The sequence below is a fragment of the Burkholderia sp. PR2 genome (assembly GCF_052372875.1).
Taxonomy (GTDB): Bacteria; Pseudomonadota; Gammaproteobacteria; order Burkholderiales; family Burkholderiaceae; genus Burkholderia; species Burkholderia diffusa.
Genome location: NZ_JBQRWH010000001.1, coordinates 1,359,622 through 1,377,477, shown reverse-complemented (window position 1 = coordinate 1,377,477; position 17,856 = coordinate 1,359,622). Strand labels below are relative to the sequence as shown.

The 17,856-nt window shown below is 66.1% G+C and carries 12 protein-coding genes; 9 read left to right on the top strand and 3 right to left on the bottom strand.

The window, feature by feature from the left end; genetic code table 11:
• Positions 1 to 8: 8 nt before the first annotated feature.
• From ACT2FV_RS05960 to ACT2FV_RS05940, 5 genes are all read left to right on the top strand, one after another.
• On the top strand, positions 9 to 983 hold the full coding sequence (locus ACT2FV_RS05960; protein WP_444503436.1) for a transglutaminase family protein: 975 nt from the start codon (positions 9 to 11) through the stop codon (positions 981 to 983).
• 93 nt (positions 984 to 1,076) lie between these two features.
• On the top strand, positions 1,077 to 4,511 hold the full coding sequence (locus tag ACT2FV_RS05955) for a transglutaminase family protein (RefSeq protein ID WP_444503435.1): 3,435 nt from the start codon (positions 1,077 to 1,079) through the stop codon (positions 4,509 to 4,511).
• Between the two features lie 203 nt (positions 4,512 to 4,714).
• Entirely contained in the window at positions 4,715 to 7,321 is a 2,607-nt protein-coding gene (locus ACT2FV_RS05950; protein ID WP_174906768.1) for a circularly permuted type 2 ATP-grasp protein, read from the top strand.
• The gene (locus tag ACT2FV_RS05945; RefSeq protein WP_444503434.1) at positions 7,315 to 8,355 is read left to right on the top strand and encodes a transglutaminase family protein; all 1,041 of its coding nucleotides are present in this window, start codon (positions 7,315 to 7,317) and stop codon (positions 8,353 to 8,355) included. Before ACT2FV_RS05950 ends, ACT2FV_RS05945 begins: the two co-directional genes overlap by 7 nt.
• Positions 8,356 to 8,552: 197 nt before the next feature.
• Positions 8,553 to 8,825, top strand: a complete 273-nt coding sequence (locus tag ACT2FV_RS05940) for a hypothetical protein (RefSeq protein WP_059607812.1) — start codon at positions 8,553 to 8,555, stop codon at positions 8,823 to 8,825.
• A 59-nt stretch (positions 8,826 to 8,884) separates the two neighbouring features.
• Here the strand turns inward: ACT2FV_RS05940 and pip are convergent, their stop codons facing one another.
• Entirely contained in the window at positions 8,885 to 9,817 is a 933-nt protein-coding gene (gene pip, locus ACT2FV_RS05935) for a prolyl aminopeptidase (protein WP_226114979.1), read from the bottom strand.
• 354 nt (positions 9,818 to 10,171) lie between these two features.
• Between pip and ACT2FV_RS05930 the strand changes: the two genes are divergently transcribed.
• On the top strand, positions 10,172 to 11,323 hold the full coding sequence (locus ACT2FV_RS05930) for an acyltransferase family protein (RefSeq protein ID WP_151049726.1): 1,152 nt from the start codon (positions 10,172 to 10,174) through the stop codon (positions 11,321 to 11,323).
• 28 nt (positions 11,324 to 11,351) lie between these two features.
• On the opposite strand, the gene ACT2FV_RS05925 is transcribed toward ACT2FV_RS05930, so the two are convergent.
• Entirely contained in the window at positions 11,352 to 12,167 is an 816-nt protein-coding gene (locus ACT2FV_RS05925; RefSeq protein WP_444503901.1) for a multidrug ABC transporter ATPase, read from the bottom strand.
• 289 nt (positions 12,168 to 12,456) lie between these two features.
• Between ACT2FV_RS05925 and ACT2FV_RS05920 the strand changes: the two genes are divergently transcribed.
• From ACT2FV_RS05920 to ACT2FV_RS05910, 3 genes are all read left to right on the top strand, one after another.
• Positions 12,457 to 13,530 (top strand): ParA family protein, encoded by a 1,074-nt coding sequence (locus ACT2FV_RS05920; protein WP_151049730.1) that lies wholly within the window; start codon positions 12,457 to 12,459, stop codon positions 13,528 to 13,530.
• 3 nt (positions 13,531 to 13,533) lie between these two features.
• The gene (locus ACT2FV_RS05915) at positions 13,534 to 14,400 is read left to right on the top strand and encodes an SIR2 family protein (protein ID WP_151049732.1); all 867 of its coding nucleotides are present in this window, start codon (positions 13,534 to 13,536) and stop codon (positions 14,398 to 14,400) included.
• Positions 14,401 to 14,914: 514 nt separating this feature from the next.
• Positions 14,915 to 15,298, top strand: a complete 384-nt coding sequence (locus ACT2FV_RS05910) for a hypothetical protein (RefSeq protein WP_059684678.1) — start codon at positions 14,915 to 14,917, stop codon at positions 15,296 to 15,298.
• Between the two features lie 39 nt (positions 15,299 to 15,337).
• On the opposite strand, the gene ACT2FV_RS05905 is transcribed toward ACT2FV_RS05910, so the two are convergent.
• Complete coding sequence (locus ACT2FV_RS05905) at positions 15,338 to 17,851, bottom strand: EAL domain-containing protein (protein WP_151049734.1); 2,514 nt, start codon at positions 17,849 to 17,851, stop codon at positions 15,338 to 15,340.
• Between the last annotated feature and the right edge of the window lie 5 nt (positions 17,852 to 17,856).

Genomic DNA, 17,856 nt, shown 5'->3' with positions numbered 1-17,856 from the left:
GACTTGCCATGCGACTCGCCATCCGACACATCTCGCGTTATCAGTTCGACGATCAAGCCACCCATGCGCTGCAACGGCTGCGGCTGCGCCCGCAATCGGGCCCCGGGCAGACGGTGCGCGCGTGGCAGGTCACGATCGAAGGCGTCGAGCCGGCGCTGTCCTACACGGACGGGCTCGGCAACCGGATCGACCTCGTGCGCCACGACCGCGGCGCGAAGAACGAGATCGTCGTGATCGCGGCCGGCGTCGTCGAGACGCAGGACCGCGCCGGCATTCTCGGCAACCCCGAGGGCTATGCGCCGCCGTGGGTCTTCGAGCGCGAGACCGCGCTCACGAAGGCCGGCGACACCGTGCGCGAACTCACGCAGGCGCTGCCGATCGAGCCGCACAGCCTCGACGCGCTGCACTGGCTGATGACGGAAGTGCACGGCCGCATCGCGTACGCGCCGAACCTGGCGGACGCGCCAGTCGATGCCGAAACAGCGCTGCAAAGCGGCGAGGGCACGAGCCGCGACCACGCGCATGCGTTCATCGCGGCCGCGCGTGCACTGAAGGTGCCGGCGCGCTACATCTCGGGCTACGTGCTCGCCGACAGCGCGATGCAGCGCATCGCCGACGCGAAGCAGAGCGCGGCGGGCGAAGAGGAAGAGGAGGTGCTCGCGCTGCAGAGCGGCGACGGCATGCAGCAGGCGCTCGGCGCATCGCACGCCGCGCAGTCGCAGGGCTTGCCGCAGGCGGCGCTCGGCGCGCAGCCGCAGGCCGCCGCGCTGATGCAGCAGCCGGCCGGTCATGCGTGGGCGGAGGCCTACGTCGAAGGGCTCGGCTGGGTCGGCTTCGATCCGTTCATGAACCGCTGCCCGGACGAGCGCTACGTGCGCATCGCGGTCGGCCTCGACGCTCGCGACGCGCAGCCGGTGACGGGGCTCGGCGCGAGCACCGTCGGTATCGAGATCAGCGTCGTGCAGTCGCCGGAACTGGTCTGACGCACCCCTTCGTCGAATCCGCCGTGCCGTGCCGCCGCAGCGACGGCGACGCGGCGCGCGCGGCCGGCCCAACCCGAACCGAGCGGCTCTCCCATGCCCATCCACGTCGCGCTGCATCACACCACCCGCTACCGCTACGACCGGCCCGTCAACCTCGGCCCGCAGATCGTGCGGCTGCGGCCCGCGCCGCACTGCCGGACGCCGATCCTCGCGTATTCGATGACGGTCGAGCCCGCGCAGCATTTCGTCAACTGGCAGCAGGACCCGTTCTCGAACTATCTCGCGCGGCTCGTGTTTCCGGAGCGCACCGAATACTTCGAGATCACGATCGATCTCGTCGCCGAGATGTCGGTGTACAACCCGTTCGACTTCTTTCTGGAAGCGAGCGCGGAGCAATATCCGTTCAACTATGACGATGCGCTGAAGACCGAACTCGCGCCGTACCTCGCATGCGATCCGCAAACGAGTGCGTCGCCGCTGTTCCGCGCGTATGTCGACGGCGTCGACCGCACGCCGGCCGGCACCGTGAACTTCCTCGTCGCGCTGAACCAGCAGCTTCAGCACGACATCGGCTACCTCGTCCGGATGGAGCCGGGCGTACAGACGCCAGAACAGACGCTGAAACTCGCATCCGGCTCGTGCCGCGACAGCGCGTGGCTGCTCGTGCAGCTTTGCCGTCATCTCGGCATCGCCGCGCGCTTCGTGTCGGGCTACCTGATCCAGCTCACGCCCGACGTGAAGGCGCTCGACGGCCCGAGCGGCACGTCGGTCGACTTCACCGACCTGCACGCGTGGTGCGAGGTCTATCTGCCGGGCGCGGGCTGGATCGGCTTCGATCCGACCTCGGGCCTGCTCGCTGGCGAAGGGCACATCCCGCTCGCGTGCACGCCGCAGCCGACCAGCGCCGCGCCGGTCGAAGGGCTGATCGACGAGTGCGAAGTCGCGTTCGAACACGAGATGGTGGTGACGCGCGTGTACGAATCGCCGCGCGTGACGAAGCCGTATACCGAGTCGCAGTGGGACGCCGTGCGCACGCTCGGCGCGCAGGTCGACGGCGCGTTGACGGCCGGCGACGTGCGGCTCACCCAGGGCGGCGAGCCGACCTTCGTGTCGATCGACGATCGCGACGGCGCCGAGTGGAACACCGATGCGCTTGGCCCGACCAAGCGCGGCTACGCGACCGAACTCGTGCAGCGGCTGCGCGCCGAATACGGCGAAGGCGGCTTCCTGCATTTCGGGCAGGGCAAGTGGTATCCGGGCGAGCAGTTGCCGCGCTGGGCGCTGTCGATCTTCTGGCGCGCCGACGGCCAGCCCGTGTGGCACGATCCGTCGCTGTTCGCCGACGAACGCGAGCCGTCCGCGTGCACGACCGACGACGCGAAGCGCTTCATCGACGCGCTGGCCGCGCGCCTCGGGCTGACCGACGAATTCGTGCGGCCCGGCTACGAGGACGTCTGGTACTACCTGTGGCGCGAGCGCAGGCTGCCCGTCAACGTCGATCCGTTCGATTCGCGCCTCGACGACGAACTCGAACGCGCGCGGCTGCGCAAGGTGTTCGAGCAGCAGCTCGACAGCGTGGTCGGCTACGTGCTGCCGATCAAGCGCACGGACGACGCGCCGGGCCGCGATCGGCCGGGCCTCGACGGCCCGCGCTGGCAGACGGGCCCGTGGTTCTTCCGCGACGAGCGGATGTACCTCGTGCCCGGCGATTCGCCGATGGGCTATCGGCTGCCGCTCGATTCGCTGCCGTGGGTCGCTGGCGCCGACTATCCGTACCTGGTCGAACGCGATCCGTTCGCGCCGCGCGACGCGCTGCCGGACGCGGCCGCGTTCCGTGCGCGTCATGCGGGCACGGCCGACGCGCCGCACTACCTGGCCGGCGCGCATCGCGAAGCACCCGTGCAAACGGTCATGCAGTGGCGCGGCGACGGCACGGCTGCGGGTGGACGGCACGCGCATGGCGCGCCGGACGCGCAGCGCCGCCCCGAGCGCTTCGAATCGGCCGCGTGGATCACGCGTACCGCGCTGTGCGCCGAAGTGCGCAATGGCATCCTGTACCTGTTCATGCCGCCGCTCGCCGCGCTCGAGGACTATCTCGACCTGCTCGCCGCAATCGAGCTGACCGCGCACGCGCTCGGCGTGAAGCTCGTGCTCGAAGGCTATCCGCCGCCGCGCGACGCACGGCTCAAGGTGCTGCAGGTCACGCCCGATCCCGGCGTGATCGAGGTGAATATCCACCCGGCGAAGAGCTTCGACGAACTCGTCGGCCAGACCGAATTCCTGTACGACGCTGCCTGGCAGTCGCGTCTTTCCAGCGAGAAGTTCATGGTCGACGGCCGGCACGTCGGCACGGGCGGCGGCAACCACTTCGTGCTCGGCGGCGCGACGCCGGCCGACAGCCCGTTCCTGCGCCGCCCGGACCTGCTCGCGAGCCTGATCGCTTACTGGCACAACCATCCGTCGCTGTCGTACCTGTTCTCGGGGCTGTTCATCGGCCCGACGAGCCAGGCGCCGCGCGTCGACGAGGCGCGCAACGACCAGGTCTACGAGCTCGACATCGCATTCGCGGAAATCCAGCGCAACAAGCTGCTGTACGGGCAGGACATGCCGCCGTGGCTGGTCGACCGCGTGCTGCGCAACCTGCTGATCGACGTGACCGGCAACACGCACCGCAGCGAATTCTGCATCGACAAGCTGTATTCGCCCGATTCGTCCACCGGCCGGCTCGGCCTGCTCGAACTGCGCGCGTTCGAGATGCCGCCGCATGCGCGGATGAGCATCGTGCAGCAACTGCTGCTGCGTGCGCTGGTCGCGCGCTTCTGGGCCGCGCCGTACACGACGCCGCTCACGCGCTGGGGCACCGCGCTGCACGATCGCTTCATGCTGCCCGCGTTCCTGAGGATGGATTTCGACGACGTGCTGGCCGAGCTGCGCGATGCCGGTTTCGCGTTCGACCTGGCCTGGTTCGCGCCGCACTTCGAATTCCGTTTCCCGCTGTTCGGGCAGATCGCGGTGAACGGGATGCAACTGTCGCTGCGCGGCGCGCTGGAACCGTGGCACGTGATGGGCGAGGAGGGCGCGCCCGGCGGCACGGTGCGCTACGTCGATTCGTCGGTCGAACGGCTTGAAGTGCGCGTGACCGGGCTGAACGACAACCGCCACGTGGTGACCGTCAACGGCCGCGCGCTGCCGCTGCAACCGACCGGCACCGTCGGCGAATATGTCGCGGGCGTGCGCTACAAGGCATGGGCGCCGCCGTCGGCGCTGCACCCGACCATCGGCGTGCATGCGCCGCTCACGTTCGACATCGTCGATACGTGGCTGCAACGCTCGCTCGGCGGCTGCCGGTATCACGTCGCGCATCCGGGCGGGCGCAACTACGCGACGTTCCCGGTCAACGCGTACGAGGCCGAGAGCCGCCGGCTCGCGCGCTTCGTCGCGATGGGGCACACGCCGGGGCGGATGGACGTGTCGGCCGCCGCACCCAGCCGCGAATTTCCGTTCACGCTCGATTTGCGACGGCCTTGATCGTCGGATGAAAGGACGGACGACGATGCGCGGTTCGCGACCTCCCGGCGCGCCGGCCGGAGTGCTAGGATGCGGGCTGAACGCGGCCGTCCGCCGTGCCCGGCCGCCGGTGCGGCGGCGCGCGGGCGCGTCCGCCCCCTGACGACGGAACGATATCGACCGTGCCGCCCATTCACCCCGACGATCTCGCCGACGCCGACGCGATGCCCACGCTCTTCGATACCGGCGCGCAGCCGGATGCCGCGGAACTGGCCGCCGCGCTCGCGGCGCCGGCCGCGGCCGGCCGCTACGACGAACTGCGCGGCAGCGCCGCCGGCCTCACCGCGCCGCTGCTCGCGCCTGCATGGCGCAGCTTCTTCACGTCGATCGGCAGCGACGGCGTGGCCGACCTCGACCGCCGCGCCGACGCGCTGCATCGGCGCATGCGCGAGAACGGCCTGTTCTACCAGTTGCACGAGCAGCGCGCCGGCGACGGCGCGGCCGGCCCGTGGTCGCTCGACCTGCTGCCGCTGATCGTCACGCCCGAAGACTGGGTCGCGATCGAGCGTGGCGTGCTGCAGCGCGTGCGGCTGCTCAACGCGACGCTGGCCGATCTGTACGGGCCGCAGACGATCCTGCAGCGCGGGCTGTTGCCGCCCGCGCTCGTCACGGGCCATCCCGGCTACCTGCGCGCGATGCGCGGCGCACGCGTGCCAGGCGATACGTGGCTGCATGTCGTCGCGTTCGATCTCGCGCGCGGCCCGGACGGGCAGTGGCGGATCGTCGCGCAGCACACGCAGGGCGCGGCCGGGCTCGGCTACCTGCTCGAAAACCGGCTGATCGTGTCGCGGCTCTTTCCGCGCGGGTTTCGCGGACTGCGCGTGCAGCGGCTTGCGTCCGCCTACCGTGCGCTGCTGCAGAGCATGCAGTCGCTCAGCCCGGCCGCGAAGAATTCGCGGATCGTGCTGCTGACGCCGGGGCCGCGCAGCGCGACCTACTTCGAGCATGCGTATCTCGCGCGCTACCTCGGCCTCACGCTCGTCGAGGGCGGCGACCTGACCGCGCGCGACAACCGTGTCTTCCTGAAGACGCTGCGCGGGCTCGAACCCGTGCACGGAATCCTGCGGCGCGTCGACGATGCATGGCTCGATCCGCTCGAACTGCGGCCCGATTCGCTGCTCGGCGTGCCGGGGCTGCTGCAGGCCGTGCGCGCGGGCAACGTGCTGCTCGCGAATGCGCCGGGCTCGGGCTTCCTCGAATCGCCGGGCGTGCTCGGTTTCATGCCGCGCCTCGCGGAAGGGCTGCTCGGAGAAACGCTGACGCTGCCCGCCGTGCATTCGTGGTGGTGCGGCGAGGCGGCAGCCTGCGACGACGCGCTGCCGCAGCTCGCGCGCAGCATCGTGAAGCCGTCGTATCCGCCCGACGTGCAGGCCGGCGGCGCGTTCGACCCGGTGATCGGCGCGCGGCTCACGCCGGCGCAGCTGGCCGAATGGCGTGCGCGAATCCTGGCCCGGCCCGAGCATTACACGGTCCAGGCCGACCTGCCGCTGTCGCAGGCGCCGACCTGGCCGGGACACGACGCACCCGACGGCGCCGGCGGCGCGCGTATCGTGCCGAAGCCGCTGCTGCTGCGCGTCTTCGCGCTCGCCGATGGCGCGCAACGCTGGCGGCTGCTGCCGGGCGGGCTGTCGCGAGTCGGCACGCGCGATACGCTGTTCAACGCGCCGATGCCGCGCGGCGGCAGCACCGTCGATACGTGGGTGATGACCGAAGGCATCGTCGATTCGACGACGCTGCTGCAGACCCGTCTCGGCCCCGACGATCTGGTCGAGCGCCCGCGCGCGATCGCGAGCCGCGCGGCCGAGAACCTGTTCTGGCTCGGCCGCTACACCGAGCGCGCGACTAACCTGATGCGTCTTGCACGCGCCGCGCTTGAGCGGCTGCGCGGCGAGGACGACGTCGACAGTCCTGCGCATCTGGAGTTGATCGACACGCTGTGCCGCGACACGGGGCTGATCGCGCCCGACGCGCCGAACGCCGTCGATGCGCCGCGCGCGTTCCAGCACGCGCTCGCGACGTCGCTGACGCGCGGCGCGGACCGTACCTCGGGCATCGCGTCGTGCCTGTTCGGGATGCGCGCGGCCGCCGCCGCGATCCGCGAGCGGCTGTCGAGCGATCAGTGGCGGCTGATCGACGACGCGACGCAACTGTTCGCCGACAGCGCCGATCATCCGGAAGCCGAGGAGCAGATCGGCAACGAGGCGCTGCAGCTGCTCGAGCGGCTGGGGCTGCTGCTCGGCGCGATCACCGGCGCGCAGACCGACAACATGACGCGCGACGACGGCTGGCGGCTGCTGTCGATCGGCCGGCAGATCGACCGGCTGGACTTCCTGTGCAGCGTGCTGAAGTTCGCGTTCGACGAAGGCGCGGTGCACCGGCAGGACGGCTTCGAACTCGTGCTGGAGCTGTTCGACAGCACGATCACGTTCCGCTCGCGTTTCCAGCGCGGTTTCGACGTCGCGCCGCTGCTGTCGCTCGTGGTGCTCGACACCGACAACCCGCGCTCGCTCGGCTGGGTCGTGCAGGCGCTGTGCGGCCGGCTGACGAAGGTCGAGCGCAGCGAGGGCTATGCGCTGTCCGAACTGGCCGAGACGATTCCGGACGTGCCCGCGTGGTCGCTGCACGAGCTGTGCGAAACCGGCGACGACGGCCGGCACGGCAAGCTGCTCGATGCGCTCGACGCGACCGTGAAGGCCGTGTGGGAGCTGTCGAACCGGATCGGCGAGCGCTATTTCAGCCACGTGCGCGAGGCGGGCCGGACGCTATGGTGACGACGAAACACGCGGCGAAAGCGCCGTCCGGTTCCGGCAACGGACGACAGGCCGCGGCACCGGCATCGGCCGCGCCGGCCGCTGGGGCGCCCGGCCGCGTACTGCGCGTCACGCACGACACCGAATACCGCTACGCCGCACGCGTCGAATCCGCCCAGCACCAGGCGCGTCTGCAACCGCTCGCGACGCGGCGCCAGCAGGTGCTGTCGTTCGCGCTCGACATCGAGCCCGCGCCGGAATCGATCTGCACGGAAATCGACGCATTCGGCAACGCGCGCGCATCGTTCGCGCTGAACCAGCCGCACGACGCGCTGCTCGTGCGCAGCCGCAGTACGGTGTGCGTGACGCCGCCCGTGTGGTCGCTCGGTGCGCGCGGCGCGCCGCCGCCCGCGATCGCGCATCCCGACGGCAAACACACGACTGCATGGGAAGCCGTGCGCGACCGCTTGCGGTTCCGCGCGGGGCAGCCTTACGACGCGGCGAGTGAATTCGTGTTTGCTTCGCCGCACGTCGCGTGCGATCCCGAACTCGCCGCGTATGCGGCCGCGAGCTTCACGCCGCAGCGGCCACTCGTGCAGGCCGCATGGGACCTGATGCGGCGCGTGCACGCCGATTTTGCGTACACGCCGAACAGCACCGACATCACGACGTCGGCACTCGATGCGCTGCGGTTGCGCAAGGGCGTCTGCCAGGATTTCGCGCACGTGATGATCGGCGCGCTGCGCTCGCTCGGGCTGGCCGCGCGTTACGTGAGCGGTTATCTGCTGACGCAGCCGCCGCCCGGGCAGCCGCGATTGATCGGCGCGGACGCATCGCATGCATGGGTCGAGGTGTACGACCCGGCGTGGCCCGAGGACAACGGCTGGCTGCAGCTCGATCCGACCAACGACCGTGCACCGGGCGACGACTACGTGATGCTGTCGATCGGCCGCGACTACGCGGACGTGACGCCGCTGCGCGGCGTGATCCGCGGCGGCGGCGCGGATCAGGAGCTGAAGGTCGGCGTGACGGTCGAGCCGCTCGATACACCGTAAGCCACGCGGCATGATCGGGCCGGCGCCGCGCTCGCCGGCCTTTCAAGCATTTAAGTCTTCGTTAATTCTGCCCGCCTAGCATGGGGATGCCGGCGAACGGACCGGATCCTGGTCCGGCGCCGGCGGCACGCACGGGTGCGTCGACGTCACGGCGGCGCGCCGTCGCGCGTGGCCATTCCCTTGCAACGGCGGCAGACATGATCAAGAACTTCGACTACACGCTCGGCAACGAGACGATCGCGCTCTGCGCGAGCTTCGGCGCGGGCCCCGCATTCCGTCGCGTGCTCGTGAGCCGCGCGGATTCGATGGAGACGCTCGTGGTGCTCGACGCGCGCGGCCTGTCGGGCCTGCTGAAGGTGGCGACCGAGCAGCCGGAAGGATTGCTCGACGATGCGATCCGCAAGGTCGGCGACGAACAGCTCGTCGAGCGCGCGATCAGCGGCCGGACGATCGTCGAAGCCGCGCTTTGAGCGGGCGGCGCGTGCAGGCCGGTGTTGCCGGCTGCAACGCGCCGCTTGGGCTTGGCAGCTTACGCGGCGAACCGGTCCGTCGCGGCGAGCAGTGCCTTCAGGATGCCCGGTTCGTTGTACGCATGCCCGGCGTCCGGCACGATCTCGAACGTCGCGTCGGGCCATGCCTTCGCGAGGTCCCACGCGGTGCGTGCGGGCGTCGCGATGTCGTAGCGGCCTTGCACGATCACGCCCGGAATGCCGGCGAGGCGATGCGCGTCGCGCAGCAGCTGGCCTTCTTCGACGAAACCGCGGTTCACGAAGTAGTGGTTTTCGATTCGCGCGAACGCGAGCGCGTAGTGGCCGTCCGCGAAGTGCGCGGCCAGCGCCGGATCGGGCAGCAGCGTGATCGTGCGGCCCTCCCAGATGCTCCATGCGCGCGCGGCTTCGAGCTTCGCGGCTTCGTCGTCGCCCGTCAGCCGGCGATGGTACGCGGCCATCAGGTCGCCGCGCTCGGCTTCCGGAATCGGCGCGAGGAATTCCTCCCACAGATCCGGGAACAGCCACGACGCACCTTCCTGGTAGTACCACAGCAACTCCGCGCGGCGCATCGTGAAGATGCCGCGCACGACGAGCGCGCTCACGCGCTGCGGGTGCGTTTCCGCGTAGGCGAGGGCGAGCGCGCTGCCCCACGAGCCGCCGAACACGAGCCATTGTTCCGCGCCCACCATCTCGCGCAGGCGCTCGATGTCGGCCACCAGGTCCCATGTCGTGTTGTTGTCGAGGCTCGCGTGCGGCGTCGAACGCCCGCAGCCGCGCTGGTCGAACAGCAGAATGTCGTAGCGCTCGGGATCGAACAGGCGGCGATGGTCGGGGCTGCAGCCGGCGCCCGGGCCGCCATGCAGAAACACCGCCGGCTTGCCGGACGGGTTGCCGCAGCGCTCCCAGTAGATGCGGTGGCCGTCGCCGGTATCGAGGTGGCCGTGGGCGTAGGGTTCGATCGGTGGGTACACAGGCAGGCTCCGGGTGAGGGTCGGCAGGAGGGCGGACGAGGCACGGGCCGGTGTGCGATCGGAATCCCGCAGCGCCGGTATTGCGGATATTGCGGCGCCGCAAGATTCGTTGTGTCTGCATCGGACCGGCCGCCGCCGGACAAGGCTTGTCATTATGCCCATTCATTCCGGCCGCCGTGCGCCGGCCGGCACCGGGCGTGCGGCGCGGTATTTCGGCCGACAGGCGCACCGAAATTTTTTGAAGCAATTTCGTTCCGATATTTTTCAGACAAAATCCCGGCGACATATCGGCGAGCCGGTCGCGGGCGCCGGCCTTCATACCGTTCCTCCACCGTGCCAACGGGAAACGAGCCGATGAACCATCGCGTCAAGCAGCTGACCGGGTTGCGCGCCGTCGCGGTCACGATGGTCGTCGTCGGCCATGCGGAGCACGTGCTGCCGGGCGGCTATACGGGCTGGTTCGCGCCGCTGCGGCTGATCGCCGACGGCCGGCTCGGCGTGCTGATCTTCTTCGTCCTCAGCGGCTTCCTGATCACCAACGTGCTGCGCGCGGAATTCGCGCGCACCGGCGGGATCGCGCTGACGTCGTTCTACGTGCGCCGCGCGTTGCGGATCTGGCCGGCCTGCTACGTGTATCTCGCGACCGTCGGCGTGCTCGCCATCGCCGGCTGGCTCGACGTCGATCGCCATCAGTGGCTGTATGCGGCGCTGCATCTGTGGAACTACTCGGCGTGGTTCGGGCTGACCGGCGACAACGCGCTGCATCCGGCCGGCGCGTGGTATCTCGGCCATTTCTGGTCGCTCGCGCTCGAGGAGCAGTTCTACTGGTTCTGGCCGCTGCTGTTCGTGTACGGCACCCGCCGTCGCGGCACCCGCTGGCTGGCCGCGCTGATCCTGGCCGTGCCGCTGGTGCGCGCGCTCACGTATTTCGTCGCGCCGGCGCTGCGCGGCCAGCTCGGGATGATGCTGCATACGGGCGTCGATCCGATCCTGATCGGCTGCTACGCGGCGCTCAACCGCGAACGGATCGAAGCATGGATCCGCTCGTGGCGCGGCGAGACGCGCATCGTGACGGCGCTCGTCTTCATCGTGCTGTTCGGCATGCCCGTTGCCGAGCATCGGCTCGGTGGCTTCTGGAATGCGACCTACGGCGTGACGCTCGAGGCCGCGCTCATCGCGATCGTGATCGTCGTGCTGAATTTCCGCAGCGAGTTCTGGTGCGCGCGGTGGCTGCGCGCTGCGCCGGTCGTGTTCGTCGGCACGATCTCGTTCAGCCTGTATCTGTGGCAGCAGCCGTTCGCGAATCCGGATCTGGCCGTTCCGCACGCGTTTCCGCTCGGGATCGTGTGGGCGCTGCTGGCCGCGACGGCGAGCTATTTCCTCGTCGAGAAACCGTTCCTTCGGCTGAAGGATCGCTACACCGCGCGCGAGACGCGACGCATGCGCGACGATGCACTGCGGATGCCGGTGCAGACCGATGCGATCGGGCCGAAGGTGGCGGAGTAGGCGGGCGTGGCGTGCACCGCGTGCCGCGTCACTTGAAACGCTTCAGCGCCTCGGGTGAATACCAGAAGGTCCGGAACATGTCGATCCCGTACGACTTGCCGTCGTATCTGACGATCATGCGTGCGGTTCGCTTGCCCGTATCCGAGTAGTTGCCGTCTGCGCGCTTCGTCTCTGTGACGTGTGCGGTGATCGACAGGTCGGCGAAGCCGTGGCTCGACGCTTGCTCGACGGCGATCGTCATCTTTGCGTCTTCGCTGCGAGCGTCGCCCGCGCCGGCGCCGCACGCGTCGCCCTCGACGCTGACCCAGCCGTACAGGTTGGTGCCGAATACCGGGCGGATGCGATTGCCTTCGCGAACCCACAGCGTCAGCTCTTCGCTTGCGTTCGCATCGGGGCAGCTCGGCCCGCGTGAGCTGCTCGTGAAGACGATGCCGAACGCGCGCACGTCGCGCGACAGGCGGTAGGGCGCAGTATCGATGCGATAGCTGTTCGGGCCGACTTCCGTGGTGGCATCTTCCTCGACGATCGATTGCTCGGCCGCGACGACCTTGCCGCCCTCGACGAGCGCGACGACCTGCAGCTTGCTGCTGTCGTCTGGGTTCTTGCTCTTCGGCAGCGAATCGAACGCGATGGCCGCGATCGTCGTCTGCGGCGCGTTCGGCATGACCTTGCATGCCGAAGCGATAACGAGCTGGTCCGCGCCACGCGTGGCGTCCGCGATGCCGGCCCAGCGGGCGACGGCCATGACGGCGGCGGCGTTGCAAGGCTGATCGCCGGCAGCCTGAACCAGGGGGGAGGCGGCGAGCGCCAGAAGCGGGGCGAAATGGAGGATTCTCGGGGGCATGTGGGGGATGGTCTTTTGGGCGGTGGATGTCGTTGAACGGCCATCTACAGACGCTGGCCATAGCGCCCAATCTGACACTCGAATGTCGGCTTTGCTCCAAGTGTTGGACGTCTGCGCGCTATTTTTTCGCAATGCATCGTGGACGAATGCACTGAGTCACGGTACCTAGTTCCAGTCCAAAGCTTCTGAGCGGAAGTGCAATCACGTAACTCAGGGTTCCGTCCTCGAACTGGCCCCGGCGGGCGCGGACGAAAGTAGAATATGCGCATACAACTAGCAAGAGGTATCTATGGCGGCAAAAAAACCGCAGTCCCAAGCTGGAATGGTCTCCCTATCCATGTTTAATAACAAGGGAGGTGTGGGCAAAACAACGTTGACCTGTAACCTCGCTTCTCTCTTGTCGACAAAGTATCACAAACGCGTGTTAGTCGTCGACTGTGACCCTCAGTGCAATTCGACGCAGCTAATTATGGGCGAGACCTATGCGACCTCACTCTATTGGGATCATGCCGATACCAACGGAGTAACCACGGTCAAAGAGATTTTGCAAAAAATTGAGGACGGTGATTCCGACATAAATGAGAATGTTGTCCCCGTGAAATCAAGTGAAAACAGATTCCAAGTGGATTTAATTCCTGGTCATCCTGCGCTGTCAATTGTCGAAGATCGTTTGGGTGCAGCTTGGCATTCGTTGAAAGGCGGAGATCTCGGTGGCATCAGGCAAACCAATTGGAGCACCGCACTGTGCAGAGTAATTCAACACCGATATGACATTGTCTTCTTCGACCTTGGGCCAAGTCTCGGCGCACTAAACCGCAGCATTCTCATCGGCTGCGACCGTTTTGTGACACCTATGGGAACGGACATATTTAGTATTCTCGGTGTTCGCAATATCGGCGAGTGGCTCAAATCGTGGGCGGGTCTCTATGAAAACGCCTTGAAACTTTGTGAAAAGGCAACGCCGAATCGACTTCAAAATTATCCGATTTCCACTTCACTGTCGATACAACACGGTTTTTCCGGGTATACACTTCAGCAATATATTACGAAATCGAAGCAGGGAATTCGTCGCCCGACCAAAGCATATGAAGAGATTATTAATAACGTTCCTGCTGAGGTTGAAAAATCTCTGGGGAATTTTTGGGGTTCAAAAAATGAATTTTTGAACGCAAAACTCGGTGACATCCCGCACCTCTACAGCTTGATTCCATTGGCGCAAACGGTATCTGCGCCGATTATGTCTCTGAAGTCTCAGGATGGACTGGTTGGCTCTCAGTTTCAGCAGCGAGACGAATACGTGTCAATATTGAGTCGTCTTGCCGACAATCTTATGTCGAACATCAACAATCCACTGGCCGCGTAACCTATGGAATGGGATAAATCATTTGTGGATGAACTGGCCGCCCGACGCTGTATCGTATTTATGGGGTCGGGAGTGTCTGCCGGTTGTCGAAGCGCCGATGGGACTAAGTCGCCGCCCGACTGGGCTGCTCTGCTGCGGCTTCTGCATGGGGCCATGCCTTTGGGAAGCGACAAGGATTTTGCTCTTGCAAAGATTGAGGCCAAAGAATATCTCGACGCTGCCGAAGTTATCTGCTCGCGAGTCAGTGCGGCGGATTTTGCGGCAATAATGCGGGCAGAGTTTGTCGCGCCTAGATATCAAGCTTCTGGTGCGCATCGGTCGATCCTGAAGATGGATCCAAAGATTGTAGTTACTACAAACTATGATGATATTTATGAAAGGTATTGCGCAACAGGTGATGCTGCGGCTGGATATAACGTTTGCCGATATTATGAGACTCATCTAATTAACGACCTTCGCTCGCCAGTTCGGTCTATTATCAAAGCACACGGCTGTGTCACCGACCCATCTAAGGGCGTGCTGACGAAGCATCAGTACTTTAAGGCGCGACAGCAATCGCCTAATTTTTTTAAAATACTAGATGCGCTGTTCATTACCCACACGTTGCTTTTCATTGGGTACAGCCTTAGTGATCCAGACATTCAGCTATTACTGGAAAACACCAATATCACTGCTCCGAGCGCGCATCAGCATTATGCAGTGGTTCGCCAAGGTTCAATGCACGAAGCGCTGAAGTCGGCTGCGACAAAATCGTACAATCTGAGGTTTGTCGAGTATGGAGGCGATGGCCACGAGGAACTGCTTGCTGGACTGGAGGACCTTGCCAATTTAGTAGTAGAGAAGCGCGAAGCCAATCCAACCGCGATTTGACCGCAATTCGTCGATTGCGCAGAGTTCGGCGGGGGAGCATCCCAAAACATGGTTATCAGGGAGGCGAGATGGCGGCGTTGCTGAATGACGTGCCGCCAAATCTCCATGAGCGAATGGCCGCATGGCCTTCAGAGCAGCCACTGCCGGTGCGACGCGTCGAGCGGCCGCTCCGGGTCGTTCTGAGCCGGTAACAGACCATCGGGGAGGTATCCGACAGCGCCCGTTTCGGCCACTACGACCCATGCACGACCGGCGCCCGCATTGGTGCCTAAACGCTGGAGTGCCGCTTGCGGCGATACGCTCGAAACTCGTTCTGCGATTTGCCGCACCCAGTTGTTTTCCCCACCGTACCTCCGGTGCAGCAAAATGCGTGTCCTGTCTCTCGGGCGGCCACGATGAGTGGCGCACTGGAACGCGTGCCTCCCGACCGCGGCGTCTTGCGCGGTCCGGATTCGAGGCACCTGCCTGGATGCGGCCCGTGCGATGATTTGCCATGACTGACACGAGAGATGGAATGACGACTACATTCGACGAGGCGACAACTGCGGCGATCGCCGCGTTTGCCCAATTGGATTTCTACACGGCTGTGCAAGCGATGCGCGCCGAAGCCGATTACGACCGCGAACGAGACCAGTGGATCTCGCGCTATATCGACGAACACGGCGGCGGCGCGGACGATGCAGAATACGACGCCCTGCACGCGCAGGCCCAGGCAACCCCGGAATACGCGCAGTTCATCGACGCGGTTCGCCGGGAAATCCTGGAATACTTCGGCGTGACCGACGATCAGCTGGACAACATGGTCCTGCTGCGCGATGACGACAGCGATGAGCTTTGGGCGGAAGTCAACCGGCAGCGGAGCGCGCTCGGAACCGGTGAAGTGCGTGGAGATCTCTGAGCGCTGCTTGCAGTCGCATGTGCCCGCTGCCAGGAAGGCTCACTCCACCAGCAATTTCGCGCTGTGGTGCGACAAGATCCCGACGAACTGGTCGGCGGGCTGTGGCCGCGCGAACAGGAAACCCTGCCCCTGATGGCAACCGATCTCCTTCAGGAAGGCCAGTTGTTTTTCCGTCTCTACGCCTTCCATCACGACGTCGAGCCCCAGCGCGCGGCCCATCGCAACGATCGCGCGCACGATCGCGTCGTCCGTGCTGCCCGAACCGCAGTCCCTGAGGAACGACTGATCGATCTTCAGCGTATCGACGGGCAGATCCTTCAGGTACACCAGCGACGAATATCCCGTCCCGAAATCGTCGATCGCCAGGCTGATCCCCCGGATCGCCAGTTCGCGCAGCAGGATGCCGATTTCCTCGCGGGTGTTCATCGCCATGCTTTCGAGCAGCTCGAGCTGTAGGCACTCGGTCGGCAACGTGGTTTCGCTGAGGATGGTCGTCAGGTCGCTGAGAAAATGGTCGGTAAGGCATTGCCGTGCCGACACGTTCACCGCCACACGTCCGAACTCGAAGCCCTCGTCGAGCCAGCGGCACGCCTGGCGGCAGGCTTCGTGGAGCACCCACCGGCCGATCGGGACGATCAGCGCGGACCGCTCCGCGAGCCCGATGAAGTCACCCGGCGGTACCAGCCCCCTGCGTGGATGCAACCAGCGCAGCAACGCCTCCACGCCGACGATCCGGCCGCTGGCCAGATCGAATTGCGGCTGGTAGAACAGGCGGAATTCATTCTGCTCGAGCGCGCGGTGCAACTCGCCGAGCATATCCAGCTGCTCGATCGCCGACGACGTCATCTTGCTCTCGAAGAACTGGAACACGTTCCTGCCGCGACTCTTCGCGCCGTACATCGCCTGGTCCGCGAGCAGGATCAAGTGCTCCGCCTCGATCCCGTCGTCCGGATAGATGCTGATGCCGATGCTCGGTGTGACGAAGACCTCGCGACCGCCGATATCGATGGGCCGCGCCACTTCGTCCAGCAGCCTGCGCGCAATGCGCCCGACGTCGCGGACGTCGTCGAACTCCTCGAGCACGAGCGCGAATTCGTCGCCGCCCATGCGTGCCACAGTGTCGTTCGCGAGCACTTCCGCGACGATGCGTCCCGCAACGATCTTCAACACCTCATCGCCGGCGTTGTGGCCGAGCGTATCGTTGACCAGCTTGAAGCGGTCGAGATCGAGGTACATCACCGCGACCTTGCGACCGAGGCGCTTCGCCTGGACGATCGCGTGCGCGAGCCGCTCCTCGAACAGCGCCCGGTTCGCGAGATTGGTGAGCACGTCGTGCGTGGCGAGATAGCCCAGCCGTTCCTCCGCCTGGCGCCGCTGCGTGATGTCGGAAAAGATCGCCGCGTAGTGGGATATCTCGCCTGCGTTGTCGCGAATGCTGGTGATCGTCAGGTATTCGAGAAACAGCTCGCCGGTCTTGCGGCGATTCCAGATTTCGCCTTGCCAGTGGCCGTCGGTGGTCAGCGAATGCCACAGCTGCTTGTAGAATTCGGGCGTCTGGCGCCCTGAACTCAGCAGGCCCGGGTTGCGCCCGATCACTTCGTCCTCGGTGTACCCGGTCAGGCGCGTGAACGCCCGGTTGACGCGCTCGATCTTCGCATGCCGGTCGGTCACCATGATGCCTTCGAGCGCCGATTCGAACACCCGATCCGCCATGCGCAGGTTGAAGCGGGCGAGACCCAGCGCTTCGTCGCGCTCGCGCAAGGCGCTGCGCAGCTCGTTCGCGTATTCGTGCTCGATGCTCTTCAGCACGTCCGCGAAACAGAGCAGCCCGGTGAGCTTGCCATCCTCGTCCTGGATGCCGACGTGCCGCATATTGTGCTCGGTCATGAAGCGCTGCGCGGCATACAGACTCTGCCGGGCGGACAGCATCTGCAGCGGCCTGCTGGCGAAGGCCCCGACCGCGCCTTGGGCCCCGCCGTCCGCCAGGAGCCGGACGACGTCCCGTTCGGTCAGGATGCCGCGCTCGCCGTCGTCGTAGCCGACGAGGATCGCATCGAGCTGTTGCGTGCGCATCTGCGCGATGACTGCATGCAGCGCGGCATGCTCGGGCACGACGACGGGCGGATGGACGGAGATCGATTCGATCGGCTTCAGGTGGAGGAAGAATTCCGGCCCCTGGTTCACGACGACGTCGGTCTGCGTCAGCACACCGATCGCGGCGCCATCCCGGACCACCACGAAGTGCCGCACGCCCGACTGCGTGAACTTCATCGCAGCTTCACCCAGCGGCGTACTGGCCTCGAGCGTCAGCACCGGATGGCTCATCACCTCGCCGACCGGCCGATCGAGCCCGCGCGGATCGTCGCCGGCCGACAGTGCATCGTGCTCGGTCCAGATCCCGACGACCTGGTCGTCCTGCATCACGACGATCGAGCTGCAGTGCTCGGCGAACATGCGTCGTGCGACCTCTCGCACCGGCGTGGCAGGTGTGCAAGACAGAATCTGACGCGCGACCAGGCGCGCAATCGGGACATCGTAACTGTTCGGATACATTCTCT

Excerpts from the sequence above, each read along its gene's own strand:
- ACT2FV_RS05905 (WP_151049734.1), bottom strand. The coding sequence starts at position 17,851 with ATGTATCCGAACAGTTACGATGTCCCGATTGCGCGCCTGGTCGCGCGT.
- ACT2FV_RS05945 (WP_444503434.1), top strand. The coding sequence starts at position 7,315 with ATGGTGACGACGAAACACGCGGCGAAAGCGCCGTCCGGTTCCGGCAAC.
- ACT2FV_RS05910 (WP_059684678.1), top strand. The coding sequence starts at position 14,915 with ATGACGACTACATTCGACGAGGCGACAACTGCGGCGATCGCCGCGTTT.
- ACT2FV_RS05915 (WP_151049732.1), top strand. The coding sequence starts at position 13,534 with ATGGAATGGGATAAATCATTTGTGGATGAACTGGCCGCCCGACGCTGT.
- ACT2FV_RS05925 (WP_444503901.1), bottom strand. The coding sequence starts at position 12,167 with ATGCCCCCGAGAATCCTCCATTTCGCCCCGCTTCTGGCGCTCGCCGCC.
- ACT2FV_RS05960 (WP_444503436.1), top strand. The coding sequence starts at position 9 with ATGCGACTCGCCATCCGACACATCTCGCGTTATCAGTTCGACGATCAA.
- ACT2FV_RS05950 (WP_174906768.1), top strand. The coding sequence starts at position 4,715 with ATGCCCACGCTCTTCGATACCGGCGCGCAGCCGGATGCCGCGGAACTG.
- ACT2FV_RS05930 (WP_151049726.1), top strand. The coding sequence starts at position 10,172 with ATGAACCATCGCGTCAAGCAGCTGACCGGGTTGCGCGCCGTCGCGGTC.
- ACT2FV_RS05920 (WP_151049730.1), top strand. The coding sequence starts at position 12,457 with ATGGCGGCAAAAAAACCGCAGTCCCAAGCTGGAATGGTCTCCCTATCC.
- ACT2FV_RS05955 (WP_444503435.1), top strand. The coding sequence starts at position 1,077 with ATGCCCATCCACGTCGCGCTGCATCACACCACCCGCTACCGCTACGAC.
- ACT2FV_RS05940 (WP_059607812.1), top strand. The coding sequence starts at position 8,553 with ATGATCAAGAACTTCGACTACACGCTCGGCAACGAGACGATCGCGCTC.